Below are 25498 nucleotides of genomic sequence, written 5' to 3' on the forward strand. Positions count from 1 at the left end.
CTGCATGCTCCGCCTTGGCGCCGACACCTCCGTCGGCGCCGCCTTGTCGATCAGCTAGCTTGCCTCGGCTGTATCAGGATTGGGTGCCACCCACGGTCAACTCGTCAAGCTTGAGGGTCGGCTGACCGACGCCCACCGGCACCCCCTGTCCTTCCTTGCCGCACACCCCGATACCGGTGTCCAGTTCCATGTCGTGGCCGATCATCGAGACCTGGCCCATGGCTTCGGGGCCGTTGCCGATCAGCGTCGCTCCCTTGACCGGCGCGGTGATTCGACCGTCCTCGATCAGGTAGGCTTCGCTGGCCGAGAACACGAACTTGCCCGAGGTGATGTCCACCTGGCCGCCGCCGAAGCTGACCGCGTAAAGCCCGCGCGAGACGCTCTTGATGATGTCCTGGGGGTAGTCCATGCCGGCGCGCATGTAGGTATTGGTCATGCGCGGCATCGGCATATGGGCGAAGGATTCGCGACGGGCGTTACCGGTGGGCGCCATGCCCATCAAGCGGGCGTTCAGCTTGTCCTGCATGTACCCGGTAAGGATGCCGTCCTCGATCAGGGTGGTGCATTGGCTGGGGGTGCCCTCGTCGTCCACCGACATCGAACCACGGCGATCCATCAGCGTGCCGTCGTCGACCACGGTAACGCCGGGCGACGCCACGCGCTCGCCGATACGGCCGGCGAAGGCCGAGCTGCCCTTGCGATTGAAGTCGCCCTCGAGGCCATGGCCCACCGCCTCGTGCAGCAGAATGCCGGGCCAGCCGGCCCCCAGCACCACCGGCATCTGTCCGGCGGGGGCATCGGTCGCCTCCAGGTTGACCAGCGCCTGACGCACCGCTTCCTTGGCGTAGGTCTCGGCGACGCCTTCGTCGCGCAGTCTTGCCATGGGGTAGCGGCCGCCACCACCGGCGCTGCCGCGCTCACGCCGGCCGTTCTTGACCGCGATGACACTGACATTGAGCCTCACCAGCGGGCGCACGTCGGCGGCGACGGTGCCGTCACTGGCGCTGACCAGTACCACTTCGTAGACGCCGGACAGCGAGGCGCTGACCTGGGACACACTGGGGTCGGCAGCCCGGGCCACCCGGTCGGCCAGCTTGAGCATGGCGACCTTGTCTTCGGCCGACAGCCCTGACAGCGGGTCGATGCCCGCGTAGCGCGGCTCGCCACTGACCTGGATGCGTGGCGCCTGGGTCAGGGTGGCGCCGCTGCGCACGATGCCCGAAGCGGTGCGGCCCGTCTCGGCCAGGGCATCGGCGTTGATCTGGTTGGAGTAGGCGAAGCCGGTCTTCTCGCCGGCCATGGCGCGCACCCCGACGCCACCGTCGATGTTGTAGCTGGCTTCCTTGACCTCGCCGTCCTCCAGCACCCAGCCCTCTTGCCAGGTCCGCTGAAAGTACAGATCGGCGTAGTCGATGCCAGGGCCCAGAGCGTGCCGGAGACCCGTGTCGAGACCGCCGAGATCGAGGCCTCCCGGGGTCAACAGGGTGGCCACGGCCTCATCGAAGGATGCAGCTTGAGATGTCATTGAGCACTTTCCAGAGTGATCCGGGGCGAGGTCCAGGGACCCTGCACCAGATAGTGAATTCGCGTCACCCGGTCGATGACGTCGCCGAACAGCTTGTCGGCCACAAACAGGGCACCGCCCACGACGGGCGCCCCTACGGCCACGGCTGCCAGCGGCAGGTTGTTGCTGACCGGCACGGTCACGCCGAGCATCAGGTCGAGCTGACGTCGCGCCAGGTCGGCGGAGCCGTCCAGGGTAAAGTCGGTGGCGGGGCCATCGATACGAATCGGCCCTTCGGTTTCCAACACTCCACCATACAGGGTCGCGGCACCACTGACACGGTCGAAGGCGGTACCCTCACCGGTGACGTCCGAGAAATCCAGACGCAGGCGCCGCAGCAGGTTGTCGACGTTGAGCAGTCCCACCACCTTGGCCGAGGGCGAGCTGATATTGGCAAAGGTCCCGTCGACCATATCGACGTTCAGGCTACCGCGTGATCGGGCCAGCGCAAACTGCCAGGGGGCCCCCGGCCAGGCCAGCTGACTGTCCACGTCGAGTCTTTCAGCGTGTACCGCCACGTCCTGCCCGAGCGCCGCCAGCGCGGTCCCGGGATCGCCACCGGTGAGCGCCAGTCGCGAGCGCGTCAGGCTGGCCTGACTACCGGAGGCCTCCCATACCAGCGACCCTTCTGCCGTGACCTCGCCCAGGGTGAGGGATACCGGCTCGACCGACAGCCGATCACTGCTGGAACGCCATGCGCCGTTGAAGGGCCCGACCCGATTGCCCTGGTACACGATATCGTCGATGGTGAGACGTCCGTCGGGCAGCTCGCGCACTCGCTGCGGGAAGGCCGCAGGCGCGCTGGTGACTTCAAGCTCACCGAACAAAGAGCCGGACTCGGCACCCTGAACCGCCGCTTGCCCGCTCTCGGGAATCAAGCTGTCCAGCACCAGTCGATCGAGATCGAGCACCAGTGGCTGTGCAACACCCGGGCGGTAGGTCACCTGGCCGTCGACCAGGCTTCCGCCAAGCGCCGCCTGCCACTGCCTGGCGCCTCGGCTGAAGCGGGGACTGGCGTCGATGGTCAGCGTGCCCAGACAACGATCGCCGTCGCTCAGGCAGTCGGTGCGGGCCTCCAGGCGTGACAGTCCCGCCCCGCCGCCGCCACTGGAGCCGCCTTCCGGCATGGCACCGGCCAAGGGCTTCAGGGCGTCGGCCCAGGCGCCCAGATCGAGTCGCTGCAGATAGGCCAGCACCGACCAGCCCGGCTCACCGGGCCAGGCGCCAGGTGCCGCCCGACCGACCCACAGCTGACCCTGGCTGCCGCCGGGCCCGGCGGCGCGCCAACGGGCGCCGACATCGCGCCCGTACTGGCCGCTCAACACCGGAGAATCGCCGAGGCTCAGGTCCAGCTTGAGCGGTACCGTCTGGGAGGCACGCTTGCCCAGCGGTGCCGGTAGTGCGATCGACAGCCCCTCCAGGGTGCTTTCCAGCGACAGACGCTGGGCATCGAGCTCAAGCCGGCCTTGCCAGGGGAAGGAGCCCGACAGCAGTACCCCAGGCTCGAGCCCCGCCCAGTCCAGCAGCGCCGGCGCTTCGGCGCGTCCTGACAGCGCCACGCTATCGTTGCTGCCCTGAAGGTCGGCCGCCACGCTACCACCGAGCACCTGGCCCTCAAGACGACCGGACAATCCACCTTCTTCGCCCCGCTGGGACCAGGTCAGGGGGCCGCTGACGTTCTCGAACTCGAGCTCGGTGCCCTGATGCACGACCCTCGACGCCCGGGCGTCGGCCTCGACCTTCAGGTCCAGGGCGTCCGGGTCGGCCATCGGCAGCGACAGCGACAACTGGCCAGTCACACTACCCTCGCCGCGCCAGTTACTGGCGGCCTCGGCGCCCTCCACCGGCATCTCTTCGAGAAATGCCAGCAACTGCGTCAGCGACGCCGACAGCGGCCCTTCGACGCTGAGGACCTCGTCGGCCAGTTTGACGCTGGCGCCTTCGGTCTTCACGCCCTGGCTCTCGGCATGGTCGACGCGCGCCTCCAGACTGTCATCCTCGACGGACAGGTGGCCGCTGACGTTGCTAAGCGCCGGCCAGCCTTCGGCGTAGGGCACCCGCCCCTCGACGATATCCAGATCCAGGCTGAGACTGCTGTCGAGCTTCTCGCTGTCGAGGTCGTCCTGCTCACGCAGCGGCACGTGCAGGCGCAGCTGCCCCTGGGGCACCCGTCCGGCCAGACCACTGGCCAGCCAGTCCGCGAGTTCGGCGTCCACATCGTTGCGCAACAGCGGCATCGGCAACCACTCGCTCAAGGCGATATCCCGGGCGTTGACGTCGCGCATGTCCAGCTCAAGACCGAAGCCCCCGCGACGATCGGCGGCGATGGCCAGACCAAAGCCCCCTTCCACCTCGGCGTCGCGCCAGCCGACCTTGAGGTCGCGTCCACTGACGAAGCTGCGCGGCCCGTCGTAGGACCAGATCACCTCGCCGGTGGCGTAGTCGAGCTGCATGGGGGCGGCAAACAGCTCAGGGAAATGCATCGATGCCTGGCCAGCGTCGACGAAGTCCACTCGACCACGGGTGCCGTCGGCTTCCACCCAGACATCCAGCGGGCCGCCGCCGGGCGCACTCTCCCAGGGATCGACCTCGACCCCCAGCGCGCTGACCCGGGCACGCCATTCGTCATCGAGCCTGCCAAAGCCCAGCCCGGTCACCTGACCGCGGGGCTTCAAGGCGTCCACCGCCCGGGCCAGGCCCTCAGGCAGGCGCAGACGCTCGCGCCACTGCGCCAGTGCACCCAGCTCGAAGCCGCTGGCGTTGGCCCACCAGCCGTTTTCACGACTTTCCACGTGCCAGTACTGGGGCAAGGCGCCACCTTCCGGCGCGGTTTCGCCGTCGTCGCCGGTCCAGCTCACGTCTTCGGCGTCACCCTCGAACCAGGCCTCCCAGTCATCGACGTCGCGTCTCAGCCACTGGCCGCGCAATTCGGCCCCATTGAGCACGATGCCACCAGGCGAGCCCTCGCCCATCTCCTGGGCGACCGCTGTCGCCATCTCGTCGCGCTGATTCAGCGCCAGGCGCGGTGCCAGTACATCGAGGCGCACATCCGCCAGGCGTCCGTTATCCCAGCGCGCCCAGACGGTGGCGTCCCCGCTGGCCTCATCGAAACGCAGCACGTCCTCGATGCCGATCAGTCGTGACAAGCCGGTCAGGCTGTCGAGCTGCATGGTGCCCTGCAGGGCGGCGCTGAAATTGCTTGCCTCGCGACTGCCCGGCGTCAAGGCCATGACGATCTCCATCGCCTCGGCGTCGCGATCCTCGATGAATACCTCACCCTCGATATGGGTGCGCATCTCATCGCCGGTCATCAACAGCCGCGGCGCATGCAGGGTGGTCACCTCGCGGCGCCCGTGCAGCACCACGCGCAGGTCATCGACCCAGGCACGTTGGCGCAGCATGACGCCGACCCAGAAGTCCAGACGCTCGAGGTCAAACTGCCCTTCGGGCATCAGTTCGGGGGGGATACGCGCCGGCTGTGGCCACAGCCAACGACGTTCGCGGTCCTGATAAAGGTGGAGGGTGACGCCCTGGAAGTGGGCCTTGTCGACCACCGGCAGCCCCTCGTCAAGGCTCGCCAGGGTGTCCAGGCGCACTTCACCGCGCTCGACCTGCAACAACGGATAGCTGCCCGTGGCGTCTTCGGCCTCGAGTCGCAGCCCGTCCAGGGTCAAGCCGGGGTCGAGGCCGTGCAGACTGCCTTCGAGACTCACCAGATGGGTCTCCGCCTCGAAGCGCGACGCTATCATCTCGACCAGTCGATCCTCGAGGCGATCGACCTGGCCCAGCGACACGCGCAGCACCAGCGACAGCAGCGCGGCCATCGCCAGCACTACCGCCACCAGCGTCAACAACCAGCGAGTCAGCAGGCGGATCGGCCTCATCGGATCACATCAGCACGATGTCGTACTGCTCCTGGGAATAGTGGGTCTCGACCTGAAAACGAATGGTCTTGCCGATAAATTCCTCGAGATCGGCGACCGCGGCCGACTCCTCGTCGAGCAGTCGGTCCACCACCGCCTGGGAGGCCAGCACCGCGTAGGTTTCGGCATTGTAGGCGCGCTCTTCACGCAGGATCTCGCGAAAGATCTCGTAGCACACCGATTCCGGCGTCTTGAGGGTGCCCCTGCCCTGGCAGGAGGGACACGGCTCGCACAGGGTCTGCTCGAGGCTTTCACGGGTGCGCTTGCGGGTCAGCTGTACCAGCCCGAGCTCAGTGACGCCGGTGCATTTGGTCTTGGCGTGATCCCGTTCCAGCGACTTCTCGAGCATCCTCAGCACCTGGCGCTGGTGCTCGGTGTCCACCATGTCGATGAAGTCGATGATGATGATGCCGCCGAGATTGCGCAGACGCAGTTGACGGGCGATGGCGGTGGCCGCTTCGAGGTTGGTCTTGAAGATGGTTTCTTCGAGGTTGCGGTGACCCACGTAGGCGCCGGTGTTGACGTCGATGGTGGTCATCGCCTCGGTGGGGTCGATCACCAGATAGCCGCCGGACTTGAGCTGGACCTTGCGCGCCAGCGCCTTCTGGATCTCGTCCTCGACGCTGTACAGATCGAAGATCGGTCGCTCGCCGGCGTAATGTTCGATGCGTCCCACCGCCGAGGGCATGAACTCCTCGGCAAACTCGACCAGCTTGACGTGGTTTTCGCGGGAGTCGATGCGCACCTTCTCGATATCGTCGCGCATGACGTCGCGCAGGGTGCGCATGAACAAGGGCAGATCGTCGTAGATGACGCTGGGTGCCGGCGCGGTCAGCCGACGTTCGCTGACCTTGCGCCACAGCCGCAGCAGGAAGTGCATGTCGGCGACCATCTCCTCGAGCGTCACGCCCTCGGCGGCGGTGCGCACGATAAAGCCACCGGAGACCTCGATCTGCTGCTCGGCCGCGGCTTCCTCGACCAGACCGCGCAGGCGCTCGCGCTCGGTCTCGTCCTCGATGCGTTGGGACACGCCGTTATGAGGCGAGTCCGGCATGTACACCAGGTAGCGCGACGGTACCGACAAGTGGGTGGTCAGGCGAGCGCCCTTGGAGCCGATGGGGTCCTTGGTGACCTGAACCACCAGCGACTGGCCTTCATGCAAGAGCTGCGAGATGGACGGCTGGTCATCACCGTTGGCGCTGTGCTCACCGACATCGTGGGCGTGAATGAAGGCTGCACGAGACAGGCCAATATCGACAAAGGCCGCCTGCATGCCGGGCAGTACCCTCACCACCTTGCCCTGGTAGATATTGCCGACGATGCCACGACGCCTGGCCCTCTCTATGAAGGCCTCCTGCAGCACGCCGTTCTCCACCACGGCCACGCGGGTTTCCATGGGCGTCAGGTTGATGAGTACTTCACCACTCATTCGGCAGTCCTTGTCCTTTGATGTCTCGCGCCATTATGACATAGCCGCTGGCGGTTGCGATGGCGCTGGCGCCGGACCTCCCGTCCGGCTCGACTGAAGCAGCACACGCCTGCCGGTGGCCCAGCGGGTGGCTCGCCGTCTCGTCGAGCGGCGGCGCCACTACACCTTCACGCCACCCTCACGACACCGTCAAAATAAAGCGCCGTTCCACACAGGCACGCGCTGTCGGCGCAGCAGGCTCGCCGTCTCGTAGAGCGGCAGCCCCACCACCGCGGAATAGCTGCCTTCGACGCGCTCGACGAAGATCGAGGCGAGCCCCTGGATGGCGTAACCGCCTGCCTTGTCGGCAGGCTCACCGGTGCGCCAGTAGTTGCGAATCTCGTCGTCCTGGAGCTCACGCATCAGCACATCGCTGACGACCGTTGCCTCGAGCACCCCGGCGGGTCCGCTGACCGCCACCGAGGTCATCACCTGATGCCAGCGCCCGGACAGCGAGCGCAGCATGACAAAGGCGTCCTCGGCGTCGACAGGCTTGCCGAGAATCTCGCCGTCGCGCACCACCGACGTGTCGGAGCCCAGCACCGGCAAGTCGAGGCCCGTCTCACGCCTGGACCTGGACTCAGACCCAGTCTCGGCTTCTGCCCCAGCCACGGCCTTGGCCCGGGCCAGGCGGGCGACGTAATCCCGGGCCGCTTCACCAGGATGCGGCGTCTCGTCGATATCCACCGGCGCGATCTCCACCGCCACACCGATGCTCGCCAGCAGCTCACGCCGCCGGGGCGAGGCAGAGGCCAGGCGCAGCACCGGGGAACTCACATCAGCATCGAGGGGCTCACTCATCGCTTGCGTCTCCAACGCTTTCGTGGGGGCTCAGGTCATGAGGGATTCAGGTCTTGGCGGAACGCCGGCCGATGGCCTTGAACAGGGTCGCCAGCCAGGGCCACAGCGCCGCCCCGATCAACGATGGCATCAGAAACGACAGGTGCATGGAAAACGGGCCGAACAGGGTACGCAGCCACTGTTCCACCAACTGCACCAGTCCCAGCAAGACGAAGATCAGCACCGCCTGCTGGAGCAGCGAGTAGGTCCTGAAGCGGGGGTACACCAGCGCCGAGAGGAAGGCCAGCAACGACAGCGTCAGCGCGCTCTGCCCGAGCGGCGCCCCTTCGATAAGATCCAGCAGCAGGCCCAGCACGAAACCATGAAAGACGCCCACCCGGTCGGGCTGTGCCATGCACCAGTACAACAGCATCAGGCCCAGCCAGTCGGGCCGCCAGACCTGCCAGCCGTCGGCCATGGGCATGACCTGCAGACACAGCGCCAGAGACAGGGTCAACCATACCCACACCAGGCTGACGCGAGGGGTAGCGGCCATCAGTCGTCCTCCTCGTCTTGCTCGGGGGGCGTCAACAGCTCACCCAGGCGGCGGGCTGCCTCGACGGCCTCGGGGTCCAGTTCCGGGTGCCAGCGTCCTCGCGAGACGTCGAGCGCAGGCTCCGGCGGAAACAGCAGAAGGAAGTGACGCGAGCGCTGCAACTGGGCGACGGGAGCGGCGCTGACCGTGGCGAAGGGCTCGCCAGGATCGTGGCTGACGTCGCTGACCCTGGCCACCGGATAACCCGCAGGAAAGCGTCCGGCCAGGCCGGAGCTCATCAGCAGGTCACCGACGCGAATGTCGGCGGTATCCGGCACGTGCAGCACCTTCAGCGCGTCGTAGCTGCCGGTACCCTGGATAATGAAGCGAAGCCCGTTGCGATTGACCTGGATCGGCAAGGCGTGACTGGCATCGGTAAGCATCAGCACGCGGCTCGAGTAGGCGGAAAGCTCGCTGACCTGACCGGCGATACCGGAGGAGTCCATCACCGGCTGACCGACATAGACGCCATCGCGGCGGCCACGATCGATCACCATCTGGTGGGTGAAGGGGTCGGGATCCAGCGACAGCAGTTCGGCGGTGAGGTAAGGCACCTCGTGATCCCGGGCGGCGTCGAGCAGCTCGCGCAGGCGCACGTTCTCGGCGGTCAGGCTGGCCATGCGCTGTACCCGATGGGACAGGGTCAGCAGCTGCTCGCGCAGTCGCGCGTTCTCTTCCACCAGCGAGCGTTGCTCGGACAGCGCCAGGGCGCCCCAGTTGAGCACGTCACTGGGCAGACTGACGGCCCACTGGATCGGCGCCACCAGCGTCGACAACTGGGCACGCACCGATTCCATTCGGGTGAAGTGGGTATCGACAAACATCAGCCCGCCCGCGAGCACCGCACACAACAGCATGCGGTACCCGGGCACGGAGCCATGCGAGAACAGCGGTTTGATAGGCCGACTCCCTGGAGGTCCTGGGCCAGACGTCGTCAGTCGCTGGAGAGCAGCTCGAAGGTGTGCTGATCGATCATCTCCAGCGCCTTGCCGCCACCACGTGCCACGCAAGTGAGCGGGTCATCGGCGACCACCACCGGCAGGCCGGTCTCCTCGGCGATCAGCTTGTCCAGATCACGCAGCAGCGCGCCACCACCGGTCAGCACCAGGCCGCGCTCGGCGATGTCTGATGCAAGCTCGGGCGGTGACTGTTCCAGGGCGCTCTTGACCGCCGACACGATGGAGCCCAGCGGCTCCTGCAGGGCGTCGAGGATCTCGTGGGAATTGAGGGTGAAGCTGCGCGGAATGCCTTCGGCCAGGTTGCGACCGCGCACGTCGATTTCGCGCAGCTCGCCGCCCGGATAGGCACAGCCGATCTCTTCCTTGATGCGCTCGGCGGTGGCTTCGCCGATCAGGCTACCATAGTGGCGCCGTACATAGGAACTGATGGCCTCGTCGAAACGATCGCCGCCGATGCGGATGGACTCGGAATAGACCACGCCATTGAGCGAGATGATAGCGATCTCGGAGGTACCACCACCGATGTCGACAACCATCGAACCCTGCGCCTCTTCCACCGGCAGCCCGGCCCCGATGGCCGCGGCCATGGGTTCCTCGATCAGGAAGACTTCACGGGCACCGGCGCCCTCGGCGGACTCCTTGATGGCGCGACGCTCGACCTGCGTGGACATGCAGGGAACGCACACCAGGACCCGGGGGCTCGGCGTCAGGAAGGTGCTCTGATGCACCTTGCGGATAAAGTACTGGAGCATCTGCTCGGTCACGGTGAAGTCGGCGATGACGCCGTCCTTCATCGGACGAATGGCGGTGATGTTTCCGGGGGTGCGGCCCAGCATGCGCTTGGCATCGGCGCCGACCGCAGCAACGCTGCGCATGTTGCCGGACTGCCGAATCGCGACCACGGAGGGTTCATCCAGGACGATCCCGCGATGACGCACATAGATGAGCGTATTGGCCGTCCCCAGGTCGATCGACAGATCGCTGGAAAACACACCTCGTAAACGTTTGAACATGGATAAAGATACCTAGTGCAGACCGGAAACCCTGTGCGGACGCAAACGGTATCACTGACCCCCCCTAGCGGCAAGCGTGATGCGCGTCTCCCTTGACCGGCAAGACCTGCCCGACGACGCGCGAATGTGGTACCTTCTGCGGTCATTTCATGGACCCCTTCCGTCGAGGAATTGATCATGGCGCTTGAACACGCCGAGGTCCTCCGTGCCGCTCACCTGGCCCGGATCGACCTTTCTGAGAATGACGCAGCCCACTATCACGACGATCTCGGCCGGATCCTGGAGATGGTCGATCAGCTCCAGGCGCTCGACACCGAAGGCGTCGCCCCGCTGGCTCACCCCCTCGATGCCACCCAGCGCCTGCGCGCCGACGAGGTCACCGAGAACGACCAGCGCGAGCACTTCCAGCGCTGCGCTCCCCAGGTCGAGAATGGCCTGTACCTGGTGCCGCGGGTCGTCGAGTGACCCCGCGCCCCACCCTTCTCGACATTGGATTCACGCATACAGGGAGCCAGGCCCATGCATGACAGGACACTGACCGAGATCAGCCAGGCGCTCGACGCCGGCGAGATCTCCAGTCGCGAGCTGACCCAGGATCTGCTCGGACGCATCGACCGCCTCGACGGCACACTCAACAGCTTCGTCAGCGTCACCGCCGACCAGGCGCTCGAGGCCGCCGAGGCCGCCGACCAGGCCCGCGCCCGCGGAGAAGCCGGCCGCCTGACCGGCGTGCCGCTGGCACTCAAGGACATCTTCTGCACCCAGGGGGTCAAGACCAGCTGCGGCTCGAAGATGCTCGACAACTTCGTCGCCCCCTACGACGCCACCGTGGTGGAAAAGCTCAAGGCCGCCGGCACGGTCAGCCTGGGCAAGACCAACATGGACGAATTCGCCATGGGCTCCTCCAACGAGTCGAGCTTCTATGGCCCGGTCAAGAACCCCTGGGATCTTGACGCCGTCCCCGGCGGCTCCTCCGGCGGCAGCGCCGCCGCCGTCGCCGCGGGCCTGGTGCCGGCGGCGCTGGGTACCGATACCGGCGGCTCGATCCGCCAGCCGGCAGCCTTCTGCGGCATCACCGGGCTCAAGCCGACCTATGGCCGGGTCTCGCGCTACGGCATGATCGCCTACGCCTCGAGCCTCGATCAGGGCGGCCCCATGGCCCGCAGCGCCGAAGACTGCGCCCACCTGCTCAACGTCATCGCCGGCCATGACGTGCGCGACTCCACCAGCGTGGCCCGCGGTGTTCCCGACTACACCGAGGAGCTCAGCGCGCCGCTGTCCGGCCTCAAGATCGGCCTGCCCAAGGAATACTTCGGCGACGGCCTCGATGCCGGCGTCAACCAGGCCATCGGCGAAGCGATCAAGGTCTACGAATCGCTCGGCGCCAGCGTGCGCGAGGTCAGCCTGCCCCACACCGCCTACGCCATCCCGGCCTACTACGTGATCGCGCCGGCGGAGGCCTCCTCCAACCTGTCGCGCTACGACGGCGTGCGCTTCGGCCATCGCTGCGACAACCCCGAGGACCTCATCGATCTGTACAAGCGCTCCCGCGCGGAGGGCTTCGGCGAGGAGGTCAAGCGACGCATCCTTATCGGCACCCACACCCTGTCCGAAGGCTTCTTCGACGCCTACTACAAGAAGGCCCAGCAGGTTCGCCGACTGATTCGACAGGACTTCCTCGACGCCTTCGAAGAGGTCGATGTGCTGATGGGCCCCGCCGCGCCGACCCCGGCCTTCGACCTGGGCGCCCAGAAGGACCCGGTCTCGATGTACCTGCAGGATATCTACACCATCGCCGTCAACCTGGCGGGCATCCCCGGCATCAGCGTTCCGGCGGGCTTCGCCGGCAAGCGCCCGGTGGGCCTGCAGATCCTCGGCACCCACTTCGCCGAGACCCGTCTGCTCAACGTGGCTCACCAGTTCCAGCAGGCCACCGACTGGCATTTGAAGCGTCCCGAGATGACCGAGGAGAACTCCTGATGCAGTGGGAAACCGTCATTGGTCTCGAGGTGCACGTCCAGCTCGCGACCCGCTCCAAGATCTTTTCCGGCTCCTCCACCGCCTTCGGTGCCGAGCCCAACACCCAGGCCAACGCCGTTGATCTGGGCCTGCCCGGCGTGCTGCCCGTGCTCAACGAGCAGGCGGTGGCGATGGCGTTGAAATTCGGCCTCGGCATCCATGCCGAGATCCCCGAGGTATCAGTGTTCGATCGCAAGAACTACTTCTACGCCGACCTGCCCAAGGGCTACCAGACCAGCCAGATGTACCATCCCATCGTCGGCGCCGGCGAAGTGGAAATCTGCCTGGAGGACGGCGAGAACAAGATCATCAGGGTGCACCACGCCCACCTCGAGGAAGACGCCGGCAAGTCGCTGCACGAGGACTTCCACGGCATGACCGGCATCGACCTGAACCGGGCCGGCACGCCGCTGCTGGAGATCGTCTCCGAGCCGGACATGCGCTCGGCCAAGGAGGCGGCGGCCTACCTCAAGGCGATCCACTCCATCGTCACCTACCTTGGCATCTCCGACGGCAACATGGCCGAAGGCTCGATGCGCTGTGACGTCAACGTCTCGGTCAGACCCAAGGGTCAGCAGGAATTCGGCACCCGTGCCGAGATCAAGAACGTCAACTCCTTCCGCTTCGTCGAGCGCGCCATCGCCTACGAGGTCGAGCGCCAGATCGAGCTGATCGAGGACGGCGGCAAGGTGGTGCAGGAAACCCGCCTTTACGACCCCGAGGCCGACGAGACCCGCAGCATGCGGACCAAGGAAGAAGCCAACGACTACCGCTACTTCCCCTGCCCCGACCTGCTGCCGGTGGTGCTCGACTGCGCCTACGTCGACCACCTGCGCGAGAGCCTGCCCGAGCTGCCCGCCGAGAAGCGCGCGCGCTTCCAGAGCGAGCTGGGACTGTCCGCCTACGACGCCGGCGTGCTGTCGGCCAGCCGCGAGATGGCCGAGTACTTCGAGCAGGTCAAGGACATCTGTGGCGACGCCAAGCAGGCCGCCAACTGGGTCCAGGGCGAGCTGTCCGGCGCGCTCAACCGTGACGGACTGGACATCTCCGACAGCCCGGTCAGCGCCGAGCAGCTCGGCGGCCTGGTCAAGCGAGTGATCGACTCGACCATCAACGGCAAGGCCGCCAAGCAGGTGTTCCAGGCGCTGTGGAACGGTGAAGGCGACAGCGCCGACGCCATCATCGAGGCCAAGGGCCTGAAGCAGGTCACCGACACCGGCGCCATCGAAGCCATGGTCGACCAGGTGATCAGCGACAGCCCCGCCCAGGTGGCCCAGTACCGTGACGCCGAGCCCGACAAGCGCGGCAAGATGATCGGCTACTTCGTCGGCCAGGTGATGAAGGCCTCACGCGGCACCGCCAACCCCCAGCAGGTCAACGCCCTGCTCAAGGAAAAGCTCGACGCCCTGTGCTGATGGGCGCTACGGCGACCACCGGCGATGGCAGCGCCATCGCCGGCTTCCACTGGCTTTACCCAAGGAACCCGCGATGTCGGACGATGTCGGTACCCGCCTGAGGGCCCTGCGAAACCTGCGCAATATCTCCCAGCGCGAGCTGGCCAAGCGCTGCGGGGTGACCCATTCCAGCCTGTCGCTGATCGAACAGGGCAAGGTCAGCCCCTCGGTCAGCTCGCTGAAAAAGATCCTCGACGCCATCCCGATGAGCGTCGGCGACTTCTTCACCATGGATCTGGAGAGCAAGAACCAGGTGTTCTACAGCGCCGACGAACTGACCGACATGGGCAGCGGCGACGTGGTGTTCAAGCTGGTGGGCGCCAACCGCGAGTCACGCGCCCTGTCGTTTCTGATCGAGACCTACCCCCCGGGTACCGATACCGGCCGCGAGATGATCACCCACCAGGGCGAGGAAGCCGGGGTGGTGCTCGAGGGCGAGATCGAGATCACCATCGGTGCCGAGACCCGGGTACTTGGCGCCGGCGAGGCGTACTACTTCGACACCAACGTGCCCCACCGCTTTCGCAACCCTAGCGAGACCCTCTGTCGGCTAGTCAGCTGCACCACCCCGGCGCGAGCCTTCTAGCGAGCGGCGAATACCGTGGCGTCGGCTTAGCGGCGCCCGCCCAGTTCCTGCCATCTGGTCAGCTGCACCACCCCAGCCCGTGCCTTCTAGCAACGCTCGGACACTGACAGCCCCCTACCCTTCGGCACTGCCCGCCCTGCAAACCACAAAAAAGGCCACGCAAGGCGTGGCCAATCAGGGAGTCATCTCCCATCAGTGCGCGTTAATGACATCGGACCGGGAGTCTAGTTCAAGGCGATCCAGACGCTCTTGAGTTCGGTGTATTCGGCCAGCGAGTGGTGCGACTTGTCGCGGCCATTGCCGGACTGCTTGACCCCGCCGAAGGGCACGCTCTGGTCCCCGCCTGCCCAGTTGTTGACGAACACCTGGCCCGACTGCAGACGACGACTGACCCGCATGATGCGATCGACGTCCTGACTCCACACCCCGGCGGCCAGCCCATAGACCGAGTCGTTGGCCAGGGCGATGGCCTGCTCTTCGCTGTCGAAGCCGAACACCGACAGCACCGGGCCAAAGATCTCTTCACGCCCGATCGTCATGTCCTCGGTGACACCGTCGAACACCGTCGGCTGGATGAACAGCCCCGGCCCGTCGAGCGCCTCGCCGCCGGCACGCAGCCGTCCGCCTTCTTCCTGCCCCTGGCGAATGAAGTCGAGGATGCGACGGTGCTGGGTCGCATCGACAATCGCCCCCATGAAGCTCGACGGGTCCAGCGGATCCCCCGGCTGCATCGACTCGGCCGCCGCCAGCAGGTGCTCGATAAAGGCCTCGCGCACACTGTTCTCGACCAGCAGCCGCGAACCGGCGATACACACCTCCCCCTGGTTGTGGAAGATCGCCTCGGCGGCGTGGTGCGCCACCTGGGCGAGATTCCTGCAGTCGGCAAACACCAGATTGGGGCTCTTGCCACCGCACTCCAGATAGACCCGCTTGAGGTTCGACTGACCGGCGTACTGCATCAGCTGCTTACCGACCGCGGTGGAGCCGGTGAAGGCCAGACAGTCGACGTCCATCGACAGCGCCAGCGCCTTGCCCACGGTGTGACCAAAGCCCGGCAACACCTGCAGCACGCCGCGTGGCAGGCCGGCCTCCTGGGCCAGGGCAGCCAGACGCAGCGCCGACAGTGGCGACTTCTCCGATGGCTTGAGGATGACGCTGTTGCCGGCGGCCAGGGCCGGTGCGATCTTCCAGGCGGTCATCATCATCGGGAAGTTCCAGGGCACGATGGACGCCACCACCCCGATCGGCTCGCGCAGCACCAGCGCGAGCGCCTCTTCGCCGGTGGGCGCGACCTCGCCATAGAGCTTGTCGATGGATTCGGCCTGGTGACGCATCGCGCCGATGGCGCCGGCCATGTCACCCAGCGCGCTGGTGATCGGCTTGCCCATGTCCAGAGTGTCGAGCAGCGCCAGTTCGTCGCGGTGGGCCTCCATCAGCTCGGCCAGCCGCAGCAGCACCCGCTTGCGCCGGGTCGGCGCCAGGCGCGACCATTCACCACCATCGAAGGCGCGCCGGGCGTGGGCAACCGCCAGCTCGGCATCGGCCTGATCACAGCTTGCGACCCGCGCCAGTACTTCCCCCGTGGCGGGGTTGATGGTCTCGAAGGTCTCGCCGCCGGCGGCGTCGACGAAGCGATCATCGATATAGGCGCGGGTTTCCAGCCGCGCTGTCAGGGTGTCGGCCATGGCCTGCCAGCCAGCCTTGTCGAGGGGACGACTCATGCATCAGCCTCCTCGGCGGCGGTGATCTCGACGCCCTGGGCGGTCAACCGGCGCAGCGTCTCGTCCAGCGCCTCCCGGGCAAGACGCACCAGTTCGTCGATTTCATCGTGGCTGATCACCAGGGGCGGTGAAATGACCATGGTGTCTCCCACCGAGCGCATCACCAGGCCTGTCTCGAAGCAGATATCGCGACACAGGTTGCCCACCGCCAGCGACTTGTCGAAGCGCTTGCCGCTGTCCTTGTCGGCGACGATCTCCAGGGCGCCGATCAGACCCAGCGAGCGCGCCTCGCCGATCAGCGGGTGGGACTCCAGGGACTTCCAGCGCGTCGCCAGGTAAGGCCCCAGATCATCACGCACCCGCTCGACCACGCCTTCGGCCTGCATCAACTCAAGGTTCTTGAGCGCTACCGCGGCGCACACCGGATGCCCCGAGTAGGTGAAGCCGTGGTAGAACTCGCCACCCTCGTCGATCAGCGTCTCGGCGACACGATCACCGACCAGCACCCCACCGATCGGCAGGTAGCCGGAGGACAGCCCCTTGGCGATCGGCATCAGGTCGGGCTTGAGGTCGTAGTGGACGCTGCCGAACCACTCGCCCAGACGGCCGAAACCACAGATCACCTCGTCGACCACCAGCAGGATCTGGTGGCGCTCGAGCACCTCCTTGATCGCCGGCCAGTAGCTGTCCGGGGGAATGATGGCGCCGCCGGCACCCTGTACCGGCTCGGCGATAAAGGCCGCGACCTTGTCGGACCCCAGCTCCTGGATACGCGCCTCGAGCGCCTCGGCGCAGGCACGACCGAAGGCCTCCGGGGTCTGATCACGCCCTTCGCCGAACCAGTAAGGCTGACGGATGTGGGTAATACCCGGCACACAGGGACCACCCTGTTCATGCATCGGCGCCATGCCGCCCAGGCTCATGCCGGCCACGGTGGAGCCGTGATAGCCGTTTTCGCGACCGATGATCCACTGCTTTTCTGGCTGGCCCTTGAGCGCCCAGTAGCGACGCACCATCCGCAGCACGGTGTCGTTGGCCTCGGAGCCGGAACCGGTGAAGAACACCCGATTCATGTGCGCCGGTGCCAGTCGACACAGGGTCTCGGCAAGCTCCACCGCCGGTGGATGGGTGGTCTTGAAGAAATTGTTGTAGTACGGCAGCTGGGTGAGCTGCTCGCTGGCGGCGTCCACCAGCTCCTGACGCCCATAGCCGAGGTTGACGCACCAGAGTCCCGCCATGCCATCGAGGATGCGATGCCCATCCGCGTCCTGGATGTAGACCCCCTCGGCGTCAACGATGATACGACTGCCTTCCTCCCCGAGCGCCTTGAAGTCGGTGAAGGGGTGCAGATGGTGTTCGCGATCGAGCTCTTTGAGCCGTGCGGCGCCTGGCGAGGTCATGGCCAAGTCTCCCGATATTGGTGAGTTGCTTTGTTATGGTTTACTCAACATAACCACCCTTCTCGTGAAAGCCAAGCCTAGCGCAGCATTTCCTCAGAAAAAAACCATAAGTCACTGATTATTAGTCTACGACCATCGCACAATGTCGATATTTTTTATTTTTAGCCACAAAAAAAATTGACAACAAACGGCCAAACGACCAACTTTCATTGACGCCAAACGGCGCTCTCCACACCTTCCAACAACAACCGGGGCCACCATGAAACCACCATGTCCTTCGCCGACGGGCCGGCGAAAAACCCGATGCGTGCCTTTGCTCTTGCTGTCGCTCTTGCTGCTGTGGGCGAGCCTTTCCACCGTCCAGGCAGCACCCCAGCTGAGCGGCCCGGACATCCTGCTCGAAGGGGTCGCCACCGACGTCCAGGCCAGCGGGCTTGATCCCGACCGCCCCTGGCACATCGACGACGGCACTCGCCGCCATCCGCTCGAGGTCGACGCCGACGGGGTCGCGACGCTCAGCCTGACCGTCACCGACGGCCCACGCACCCTGTCGCTTTACGACGCCTCCAACACCCCCGCCGCCACCCTCGAACTCGACCCTGTTCCCGCCTGGCTCTCGCTATTGCCTGCCCTGACCGCCATCACCCTGGCGCTGGCCTTCCGCCAAGTCATCCTGGCGCTGTTTGCCGGGCTGTTGCTCGGCGGCTGGGTGCTCCACGGCATGAACGCCGGCGCCGTGCTCGGCGCCTTCGGTGACTCGGTCAACGTCCACGTGCTGTCCGCCGCCAGCGACAGCGACCATATGTCGATCGTGCTGTTCTGCCTGCTGATCGGCGGCATGGTCGGCATCATCTCGCGCAACGGCGGCACCCGCGGCATCGCCGAGCGCATCGCGCGAGTGATCCGTGGACGACGCCAGGCGCAGAATTCCACCGCACTTTTGGGTCTGGCCATCTTCTTCGACGACTACGCCAATGCCCTGATCGTCGGCAACACCATGCGCCATATCACCGACCGCGTGAGGATCTCGCGAGCCAAGCTGGCCTACCTGGTGGACAGTACCGCCGCACCGGTGTCCGCGATCATGCTGGTGACCACCTGGATCGGCTTTCAGGTCGGGCTGATCAGCGAGGCGATGGATGCCATCGACGACTGGAACGAGTCCGCCTACTCGGTGTTCGTCAACGCCATTCCCTACAACGCCTATCCGATCCTGGCGCTCGCCTTCGTCTTCCTGGTGGCCTGGAGCGGTCGTGACTTCGGCCCCATGCTCACCGCCGAGCGCAAGGCACTGTCCGAGCCCGGCGCCCGCCAGGCAATGAGCAGCCGGGAAGCCATCGTCGAGGAAGCCGACATCCCCACCAAGGAAGGCATTCCGACCCGGGCGCTGAACGCGGTGATACCGATGATCGTGCTGGTGGCGATCACCCTGGGCGGGATCTACGCCACCGGTCTCGCTGCCCTCGGCGGCGGTGACCATGAACTGCGCGACATCTTCGGCGAGGGCGACTCCTTCAGCGCCATGATGTGGGGTTCGCTCGCGGCCTGCGTGACGGCGGTGATCATGACCCAGGTGCAACGACTGATGAGCATGACCGAAACCGCCCACTACTGGTTCGAGGGCGTCAAGTCGATGCTGCTGCCGATCACCATCCTGATGATGGCCTGGGCACTGGCGAGCGTGAACGAGGACCTGCACACCAGTGACTTTCTGGTCACGGTGCTGGGCGATAGCCTGTCACCGCAGTGGATGCCGGCGGTGATCTTCGGCCTGGCCGGCTTCACCGCCTTCGCCACCGGTTCGTCATGGGGTGTCATGGGCATCATGATGCCGCTGGTGGTACCGCTGGCCTGGGCCGTACTCGAGCACAATGGCATGGCCGGCACCGCCGAAGGCATGCCGCTGCTGTACGCCTCGGTGGCGGGAGTACTGGCCGGCGCGGTGTGGGGCGATCATTGCTCGCCGCTGGCCGAGACCACCCTGCTTGCGGCCATGGCCAGCGGCTGTGATCTGATCGACCACGTCAGGACGCAGCTGCCCTACGCCATGCTGGTCGGCATCGTGGCGCTGCTGTTCGGCGCACTCGGCACCGGTTTCGGCCTGCCCTGGTGGCTGGGCCTGGCGGGAGGCGTCGCCACCCTGACCGCGGTGCTGTTCACCCTGGGCCAGCGCGCGACCGCGGCAACGAAGGTAGCGACGGCCAGCGCCTGAGCGCCTCCGGGCGCTGGCGAACCAGCGCCCGCTCCGTCCAGCGTGCCGACTTCCGCTACCACTACCATCCCAACGACAGCGCCGCCCTCCTGGGGCGGCGCTTTCGTTGGGATGACTTGAGGTGTTGTGGCGACTTCAGGTGTTGTGACGACGTTGCGAAAGGGTGCCAGCACGACGTGGTGACCCTGTGACTACGGCACCGCTGTCATCTGCTGAGTGATGGGTCGCCAGGAGGCCTGGGGCGATGACCCCGTCGCAGGCTTACTCCTGCTCTTTCATCATCTCCTGACGTTTTTCGGTGGCGGCCGCACTGCCTTCGAGCAGTTCGGCGTTGTAGCCATCCATCTTGCCCTCGGCATTGCCCGGGTCCGAAGTGCCCTCGAGCATTTCCTGACGCTTCTCGGTAGCCGCGGCGGACCCTTCCAGCAAGGTCTCGTTGGTCTGATCCATCATGCCTTCACCGGGCTGAGAAGTGGCCGCCTGCTCTTCCATTTCCTGGCGATGCTCATCCTGGGCACTAGACTCCGCCAGGGCCGTCGCCGCGCTCAGAGACAGCAGCGAACCCGCAAGCACCAGCATCAAAGACGAACGCTTGATCACCATGGTCATCTCCTTCGATTCCTTGAGAGGGGGCATCCAACTGCGAGCATCAGGGGCGATCCTCACCGTTTGAGCATAGAAGGATCTCTATGCCTGTCGAGGCAGCGGACAGCTTTTCCCCACCGACAGTGGTAAGTCGGCACAGTATTCATCGAAGCATGCAGAACACAGCGTCAAACACACCGCCTGGCTGACGTCATTGCCCAACTCGGCACGACGCCGACGCCCAGGACATTAGGCGCTGTCCGAAAAGTCGACGAGCGAAGGTTAGACAAGGCAAAAATCGGTGAGAAAGCGCAGTTTACGGGGTGTAAATGAGCATTTTGATCCGATTTTTAACGCCGTATTACCGAGTGCAGGCACTTTTCAGACAAGCCCTAGTGCGTCGCACAGGCAGCAGCAAAGCCCTTGAAGATGGCGTCATACAGCGGATGGGACTGGGGCTCCCACTCCGGATGCCACTGCACCGCCAGGGTGAACCCCGGCGCGTCAGCCACCGAGATGGCCTCCACCAGCCCGTCCGGCGCCAGCGCCTCGACGCGCAGCCCCTCACCAAGTCGATCGACACCCTGCTGATGCAGCGAGTTGACCCGCGTGCTGGCCTCGGGGTAAAGCGCGGCCAGACGGCCACCTGGCTGGATCTCGAGGTCGTGTACCGGCGCATACTGCTCGGCCTTTTCACCCTCCGGCTCGCGGTGATCCAGCCGCCCCGGCACCCGCTGCACCGCCTGATGCAGGCTGCCGCCGAAGGCCACGTTGAGCTCCTGAAATCCTCGACAGATGCCCAGGAGCGGCAATTGCTGCTCCAGCGCCAGCGGCACCCAGCTCATGGCGGCGGCGTCGCGATCCACGTCGTCCCGGGTATTCTCCGGTTCGCGTTCAGCACCGTAGCGCTCGGGCAGTACGTTGGTGTAGCTGCCGGTCAGCACCAGGCCATCGAGGCGCGCCAGCAGCGCCCGGGCATCTTCCTGGCCCTGCCCTTGCCACACCGGCAGCATGATCGGTTCAAGACCGTAGTCACGCAGGGCGCGCAGATACTTGTCGGTCACCATGTGGGCCGGGTGACCCTCCACCTCTCGACGGCAGGCGATGACGCCAACCAGCGGACGAATGTTCATCGAACTCCTCGCAGCTCTATCCGTTGTTATGGTTTCCTCAACATACCTTGGTCGGATTTTCTTGCCAAGCCCGGCGCGGAAAATCTTGACAGAAAGACTAACAACAATCTGTTTTTATTGCCTTTTATAAAACTAAAGACCGCTCGACTCCTCGACATGCCCCTCACCTCTACGCGTAAATAATTTGACACCATGGCCCGGTCAGCGAAACACTAGCCACATCACAACGAACCAACAAAAGGTGACAGCATGGGCACCCCCAGCGTCGACGAAGCTCGCGACTTTCTGGCCCGACATCCCGAGGTCGACAGCGTAGACCTGCTGATCAGCGACATGAACGGCGTGCTGCGCGGCAAGCGCATCCCCCGCGACAACCTCGAAAAGGCCTACGCAAGCGGCATCCAGCTCCCCGGCTCGGTGTTCGCCCTCGACATCACCGGCAATACCGTCGAGGAAACCGGGCTGGGACTCGACATCGGCGATCGCGATCAGGTCTGCCGTCCCATTCCCGGCACCCTGATGGTCACGCCCTGGCAGCGCAAGGGACGCCAGGCGCAACTGCTGATGAACATGCGCGACGACCAGGACGGCCCCTTCTTCGCCGATCCCCGCAACGTGCTGGCGCGCCAGGTCGAGCGACTGGCCGAGCGCGGCCTCAAGGCGGTGGTCGCGCTGGAGCTCGAATTCTATCTGGTCGATCGCCAACGCGACGAGATGGGTATGGCCCAGCCCTGCCGTTCCCCGGCCAGCGGCGAGCGGGCGAGCGATAGCCAGCTGTATTCGATCAACGAACTCGACGAGTACGCCGACTTCCTCGAGGAGGTGCACGCCGCCGCCCAGCTACAGCAACTGCCGCTGGACACCGCGCTCAAGGAGTGCGCCCCGGGGCAGTTCGAGATCAACCTGATCCACGGCGATGACGTGATGAAGGCCTGCGACAGCGCGGTGCTGCTCAAGCGCCTGATCAAGGGAGTGGCACTGCGCCACGGCTTCGAGGCCACCTTCATGGCCAAGCTCTACGGCGGCGAGGCCGGCAACGGCATGCACGTCCACATGAGCCTGATCGACGAAAGCGGCGACAATGTCTTCGCCGACAGCGATGGCGACCCGCTGGGAACCCCTGCCTTGCGTCATGCCATCGGTGGCCTGATGGAGCTGATGCCTGCTTCGATGGCGCTGTTTGCGCCCAATCTGAACTCCTTTCGACGTTTTCAGCCCGGCCTCTATGTGCCGATGACGCCGACCTGGGGCTACGATAATCGCTCGGTGGCACTGCGGATCCCCTCTGGAGCCAACGCCGCCCGCCGGGTAGAACATCGAGTAGCCGGAGCCGATGCCAACCCCTATCTGCTGCTGGCCACCCTGCTGGCCTCGGTCTGTCACGGTCTGGAAACCGCTGTCTCGCCGGGGGAGTCCGTCACTGGTAACGCCTACCGCCAGTACGAGCCCACCCTGACCAACAGCTGGTCAAAGGCCCTCGACCTGCTGGAGCACAGCGAACCCCTCGGGGAAGCCTTCGGCCAGGCGTTTCTCAAGGTGTTTCTGGCCAACCGTCGCGCCGAGCGCGAACTGGCCATGCAAAGCGTCAGTCGCCTGGAGTACGACTGGTACCTGCGCCACGTCTGAGCGCGGGAAATCACGACGCTATCGCCCCGGACTCCCGTACCGGGTAGGGACGCCCTGTGCGCTCGCCCGGCACGAACGCAAGACCTCAACAACCCGATATAACTCACAGCAATCACGGGTACCTCCCTCATGACAACCACAACGCCCCTTGTCATCGATCCAGGCCTCGCACTGGAGGTGACGCCATGACCCAGACCAACGCACCGTCCACCCATCCCTTCGCCCCCGGCAAGCCCAGCCAGAAGGGCAAGGGTCGCACCTTTGCCATGGTCGCAGGACTCATTGCCCTGGTGGCCGGCCTGACCTTCCACCACGAAGCCGGCACCCCCTTCGGCTGGATCAGCCTGGTGCCTTCGCTGATCGTGCTGGTGGTGGCGATTGCCACCCACAGGACCCTGGAGGCCCTGGCCATCGGCGCGCTGTCCGGGCTTATCCTGATCGAGCCGAGCGACTATATCGGTGCCCTGGCCGACGTCTCGCTGTCGGTCATGATGAACGAGACCATCGCCTGGCTGATCCTGGTATGCGGCCTGATGGGTGGCTTTATCGCCATGCTCGAGAAGTCCGGCTGCACCCTGAGCTTCAGCCACTTCATGAGTCGCCTGGTCAAGACCCGCCGTCAGTCACTGCTGTGCACTGCGGTACTGGGACTCTTGATCTTCATCGACGACTACCTCAATGCGCTGGCGACCTCGGCGGCGATGAAGCGGTTGACCGACCGTTTCGGCGTATCGCGGGAAAAGCTTGCCTATATCGTCGACTCCACCGCCGCCCCGATCTGCGTCCTGGTGCCGATCTCGACCTGGGCGGTGTACTTTGCCGAGCTGCTGGAAACCAACGGCGCCACCGATGGCCCCGGCATGTGGCTGTACATCCAGTCGATTCCCTACATGCTGTATGGCTGGGTCGCCATGGGCCTGGTCTTTCTGGTGGCCATGAGCATCGTGCCTGACCTTGGCCCGATGAAGACCGCCGAGGCCCGCGCCCGCGCCGGCCAGACGATTCCCGACGGCGCCCCGGATGAGCCGCTTGGTGACGACACCCCGCGTGGCAACCCCTGGCTTGGCCTGTTCAACTTCGTCGCCCCGATGGCGGTGCTGATCGGCGCCAGCGCCTACTTCGAGATCGACCTGCTCAAGGGCGTCATCGCCGCCACCCTGTTCACCATTGTGCTGTTCCTGGTGCAGCGCCTGTCCACCTTCTCGAGCCTGATGGACTCGATCATGGACGGCTTTCGCACCATGATGCTGCCGCTGGCCATCGTCGCCGTTGGCTTCGTGCTCAAGGAGGTCAACGACCAGCTCGGCATGACCCAGTTCATGATCGACGCCCTGGCGCCCTACATCACCCCGGCGCTGCTGCCGGCCATCGTCTTCATCTCCATGGCGGTGGTGGTATTTGCCACCGGATCGTCCTGGGGCGTGTTCGTGATCTCGATCCCCATCGTGATCCCGATGGCCGCCCATATGGAGGTGTCGATGCCACTGGTGGTGGGCGCCCTGCTGTCGGCCTCGAGCTTCGGCAGCCACGCCTGCTTCTTCTCGGACTCCTCGGTACTGTCATCCCAGGGCAGCGGCGTCCTGCCGATGCAGCACGCCCTGACCCAGCTGCCCTACACCCTGATCGGGGCAACCGTCACCAGCCTCGGCTTCGTGGCGCTGGGCTACGCGCTGGTGTAACGAAACCGGGAGCGCAATGCGCTCCCGGTTTTCGTATCGCGACACACGCCTAGATCGAAGAAAGACCGTACTTGTCGAGTAGCTCCACCAGCATCCTGCCGCTATTTACCCGGTGCTCCCGGTGATGGTCCCTGGCGGCGATGACGTCACCATTCTGAATGGCCTGGACAACGGCCCGATGGTCGTTGTTCGATGACGTCGGCCGTGGCCGTAGTCCCAGGGTCAACATGCGCACACGGTGGGACTGATCCCAATAGGTGTTGACGATGGTGGCGATGCGGCGATTGCCGCACAACTCCACCAGCAGCAGATGGAATCGCTCGTCCGCCGCTGCCCAGCGGGTCAGGTCGTCATCGGCCAGGGCGTCGTCCATCTCATCCACCGCATCCATCAACTGGCCGAGCTCCTGGTCGGACAATCCGCGTCGTGCCAGCAACTCGACCGCCTGGGTCTCGAGCGCCGTCAACACATCGTATATCTCGACCATATCCTCGGCCGATACCGGCAACACTCGCATACCGTGGCGCGGCCTGATTTCCACCAGCCCTTCATTGGCCAGCCGAATCATTGCCTCTCGCACGGGCGTCCGGCTCATGTCGAGCAGTTCCGCCAACTCCTTCTCGAGGCGGAAGGATCCCGAGGAAAACTCGTTGTCGAGTATCCGACGCTTTATCTCGTAGTACGCCTTTTCCGGCAGCGACAGCTTGTCCCCCGGAGGCCCCTCGCCCCTGCTCGCCGGCACGGGTCGAGAAGACGTGTCTCTTGAGTTCATCGCTGCAAA

General features: G+C 65.4%; 19 protein-coding genes. 7 read left to right on the forward strand and 12 right to left on the reverse strand.

Going from position 1 to position 25498, the window contains the following annotated elements; genetic code table 11:
• Positions 1-73: 73 nt before the first annotated feature.
• The 7 genes from tldD to C6W88_RS13955 all read right to left on the reverse strand — a co-directional run bounded on the left by tldD (position 74) and on the right by C6W88_RS13955 (position 10302).
• On the reverse strand, positions 74-1525 hold the full coding sequence (tldD, locus tag C6W88_RS13925) for a metalloprotease TldD (protein ID WP_108132887.1): 1452 nt from the start codon (positions 1523-1525) through the stop codon (positions 74-76).
• Complete coding sequence (locus tag C6W88_RS13930; protein WP_108132888.1) at positions 1522-5448, reverse strand: YhdP family phospholipid transporter; 3927 nt, start codon at positions 5446-5448, stop codon at positions 1522-1524. Before C6W88_RS13930 ends, tldD begins: the two co-directional genes overlap by 4 nt.
• Before the next feature lie 4 nt (positions 5449-5452).
• Complete coding sequence (gene rng / locus C6W88_RS13935) at positions 5453-6916, reverse strand: ribonuclease G (RefSeq protein ID WP_045993056.1); 1464 nt, start codon at positions 6914-6916, stop codon at positions 5453-5455.
• Between the two features lie 189 nt (positions 6917-7105).
• Complete coding sequence (locus C6W88_RS13940) at positions 7106-7756, reverse strand: Maf family protein (protein ID WP_108132889.1); 651 nt, start codon at positions 7754-7756, stop codon at positions 7106-7108.
• Positions 7757-7802: 46 nt separating this feature from the next.
• Positions 7803-8291: a rod shape-determining protein MreD gene (gene mreD, locus C6W88_RS13945; protein ID WP_045993054.1), complete on the reverse strand. Its 489-nt coding sequence runs from the start codon at positions 8289-8291 to the stop codon at positions 7803-7805.
• Positions 8291-9187 carry a rod shape-determining protein MreC gene (mreC, locus tag C6W88_RS13950; RefSeq protein WP_045993053.1) on the reverse strand — a complete coding sequence of 299 codons (897 nt, stop codon included), beginning with the start codon at positions 9185-9187 and terminating at the stop codon, positions 8291-8293. Before mreC ends, mreD begins: the two co-directional genes overlap by 1 nt.
• Positions 9188-9264: 77 nt before the next feature.
• Positions 9265-10302, reverse strand: coding sequence for a rod shape-determining protein (locus tag C6W88_RS13955; RefSeq protein WP_045993052.1), 1038 nt, complete (start codon positions 10300-10302; stop codon positions 9265-9267).
• 177 nt (positions 10303-10479) lie between these two features.
• Here C6W88_RS13955 and gatC point away from each other — a divergent pair, with 177 nt between their 5' ends.
• The 4 genes from gatC (at position 10480) to C6W88_RS13975 (ending at position 14361) form a co-directional block, all read left to right on the forward strand.
• Positions 10480-10767 (forward strand): Asp-tRNA(Asn)/Glu-tRNA(Gln) amidotransferase subunit GatC, encoded by a 288-nt coding sequence (gatC, locus tag C6W88_RS13960; protein ID WP_045993051.1) that lies wholly within the window; start codon positions 10480-10482, stop codon positions 10765-10767.
• A 54-nt stretch (positions 10768-10821) separates the two neighbouring features.
• The gene (gatA, locus tag C6W88_RS13965) at positions 10822-12282 is read left to right on the forward strand and encodes an Asp-tRNA(Asn)/Glu-tRNA(Gln) amidotransferase subunit GatA (protein WP_045993050.1); all 1461 of its coding nucleotides are present in this window, start codon (positions 10822-10824) and stop codon (positions 12280-12282) included.
• Complete coding sequence (gatB, locus tag C6W88_RS13970) at positions 12282-13736, forward strand: Asp-tRNA(Asn)/Glu-tRNA(Gln) amidotransferase subunit GatB (protein WP_108132890.1); 1455 nt, start codon at positions 12282-12284, stop codon at positions 13734-13736. Before gatA ends, gatB begins: the two co-directional genes overlap by 1 nt.
• Before the next feature lie 73 nt (positions 13737-13809).
• A complete protein-coding gene (locus C6W88_RS13975; RefSeq protein ID WP_045993048.1) occupies positions 13810-14361 on the forward strand; it encodes a type II toxin-antitoxin system RelB family anti-toxin in 552 nt (183 codons plus the stop codon).
• A gap of 224 nt (positions 14362-14585) precedes the next feature.
• Here C6W88_RS13975 and C6W88_RS13980 read toward each other — a convergent pair whose 3' ends face one another.
• Both C6W88_RS13980 and C6W88_RS13985 read right to left on the reverse strand, forming a co-directional pair.
• Positions 14586-16082 (reverse strand): aldehyde dehydrogenase, encoded by a 1497-nt coding sequence (locus tag C6W88_RS13980; RefSeq protein ID WP_108132891.1) that lies wholly within the window; start codon positions 16080-16082, stop codon positions 14586-14588.
• Positions 16079-17482 (reverse strand): aspartate aminotransferase family protein, encoded by a 1404-nt coding sequence (locus C6W88_RS13985; protein WP_108132892.1) that lies wholly within the window; start codon positions 17480-17482, stop codon positions 16079-16081. Before C6W88_RS13985 ends, C6W88_RS13980 begins: the two co-directional genes overlap by 4 nt.
• A 307-nt stretch (positions 17483-17789) precedes the next feature.
• On the opposite strand from C6W88_RS13985, the gene C6W88_RS13990 reads away from it, so the two are divergent.
• Entirely contained in the window at positions 17790-19694 is a 1905-nt protein-coding gene (locus tag C6W88_RS13990; protein WP_197037119.1) for a Na+/H+ antiporter NhaC family protein, read from the forward strand.
• Between the two features lie 261 nt (positions 19695-19955).
• Here C6W88_RS13990 and C6W88_RS13995 read toward each other — a convergent pair whose 3' ends face one another.
• Positions 19956-20297 carry a hypothetical protein gene (locus C6W88_RS13995; protein WP_146164667.1) on the reverse strand — a complete coding sequence of 114 codons (342 nt, stop codon included), beginning with the start codon at positions 20295-20297 and terminating at the stop codon, positions 19956-19958.
• A gap of 374 nt (positions 20298-20671) precedes the next feature.
• Entirely contained in the window at positions 20672-21412 is a 741-nt protein-coding gene (locus tag C6W88_RS14000) for a gamma-glutamyl-gamma-aminobutyrate hydrolase family protein (protein ID WP_108132895.1), read from the reverse strand.
• 249 nt (positions 21413-21661) lie between these two features.
• Here C6W88_RS14000 and C6W88_RS14005 point away from each other — a divergent pair, with 249 nt between their 5' ends.
• Both C6W88_RS14005 and C6W88_RS14010 read left to right on the forward strand, forming a co-directional pair.
• Entirely contained in the window at positions 21662-23038 is a 1377-nt protein-coding gene (locus C6W88_RS14005) for a glutamine synthetase family protein (RefSeq protein ID WP_108132896.1), read from the forward strand.
• A 185-nt stretch (positions 23039-23223) separates the two neighbouring features.
• A complete protein-coding gene (locus tag C6W88_RS14010) occupies positions 23224-24717 on the forward strand; it encodes a Na+/H+ antiporter NhaC family protein (protein ID WP_108132897.1) in 1494 nt (497 codons plus the stop codon).
• 49 nt (positions 24718-24766) lie between these two features.
• Here the strand turns inward: C6W88_RS14010 and C6W88_RS14015 are convergent, their stop codons facing one another.
• The gene (locus tag C6W88_RS14015; protein ID WP_108132898.1) at positions 24767-25489 is read right to left on the reverse strand and encodes a GntR family transcriptional regulator; all 723 of its coding nucleotides are present in this window, start codon (positions 25487-25489) and stop codon (positions 24767-24769) included.
• Between the last annotated feature and the right edge of the window lie 9 nt (positions 25490-25498).

The organism is Halomonas litopenaei (genome assembly GCF_003045775.1).
GTDB lineage: Bacteria > Pseudomonadota > Gammaproteobacteria > Pseudomonadales > Halomonadaceae > Halomonas > Halomonas litopenaei.

Bases quoted from the DNA above. Each gene is read 5' to 3' on its own strand.
- tldD (WP_108132887.1), bottom strand. From the start codon at position 1,525: ATGACATCTCAAGCTGCATCCTTCGATGAGGCCGTGGCCACCCTGTTG.
- C6W88_RS13930 (WP_108132888.1), bottom strand. From the start codon at position 5,448: ATGAGGCCGATCCGCCTGCTGACTCGCTGGTTGTTGACGCTGGTGGCG.
- rng (WP_045993056.1), bottom strand. From the start codon at position 6,916: ATGAGTGGTGAAGTACTCATCAACCTGACGCCCATGGAAACCCGCGTG.
- C6W88_RS13940 (WP_108132889.1), bottom strand. From the start codon at position 7,756: ATGAGTGAGCCCCTCGATGCTGATGTGAGTTCCCCGGTGCTGCGCCTG.
- mreD (WP_045993054.1), bottom strand. From the start codon at position 8,291: ATGGCCGCTACCCCTCGCGTCAGCCTGGTGTGGGTATGGTTGACCCTG.
- mreC (WP_045993053.1), bottom strand. From the start codon at position 9,187: ATGCTGTTGTGTGCGGTGCTCGCGGGCGGGCTGATGTTTGTCGATACC.
- C6W88_RS13955 (WP_045993052.1), bottom strand. From the start codon at position 10,302: ATGTTCAAACGTTTACGAGGTGTGTTTTCCAGCGATCTGTCGATCGAC.
- gatC (WP_045993051.1), top strand. From the start codon at position 10,480: ATGGCGCTTGAACACGCCGAGGTCCTCCGTGCCGCTCACCTGGCCCGG.
- gatA (WP_045993050.1), top strand. From the start codon at position 10,822: ATGCATGACAGGACACTGACCGAGATCAGCCAGGCGCTCGACGCCGGC.
- gatB (WP_108132890.1), top strand. From the start codon at position 12,282: ATGCAGTGGGAAACCGTCATTGGTCTCGAGGTGCACGTCCAGCTCGCG.
- C6W88_RS13975 (WP_045993048.1), top strand. From the start codon at position 13,810: ATGTCGGACGATGTCGGTACCCGCCTGAGGGCCCTGCGAAACCTGCGC.
- C6W88_RS13980 (WP_108132891.1), bottom strand. From the start codon at position 16,082: ATGAGTCGTCCCCTCGACAAGGCTGGCTGGCAGGCCATGGCCGACACC.
- C6W88_RS13985 (WP_108132892.1), bottom strand. From the start codon at position 17,482: ATGACCTCGCCAGGCGCCGCACGGCTCAAAGAGCTCGATCGCGAACAC.
- C6W88_RS13995 (WP_146164667.1), bottom strand. From the start codon at position 20,297: ATGGTGATCAAGCGTTCGTCTTTGATGCTGGTGCTTGCGGGTTCGCTG.
- C6W88_RS14000 (WP_108132895.1), bottom strand. From the start codon at position 21,412: ATGAACATTCGTCCGCTGGTTGGCGTCATCGCCTGCCGTCGAGAGGTG.
- C6W88_RS14005 (WP_108132896.1), top strand. From the start codon at position 21,662: ATGGGCACCCCCAGCGTCGACGAAGCTCGCGACTTTCTGGCCCGACAT.
- C6W88_RS14010 (WP_108132897.1), top strand. From the start codon at position 23,224: ATGACCCAGACCAACGCACCGTCCACCCATCCCTTCGCCCCCGGCAAG.
- C6W88_RS14015 (WP_108132898.1), bottom strand. From the start codon at position 25,489: ATGAACTCAAGAGACACGTCTTCTCGACCCGTGCCGGCGAGCAGGGGC.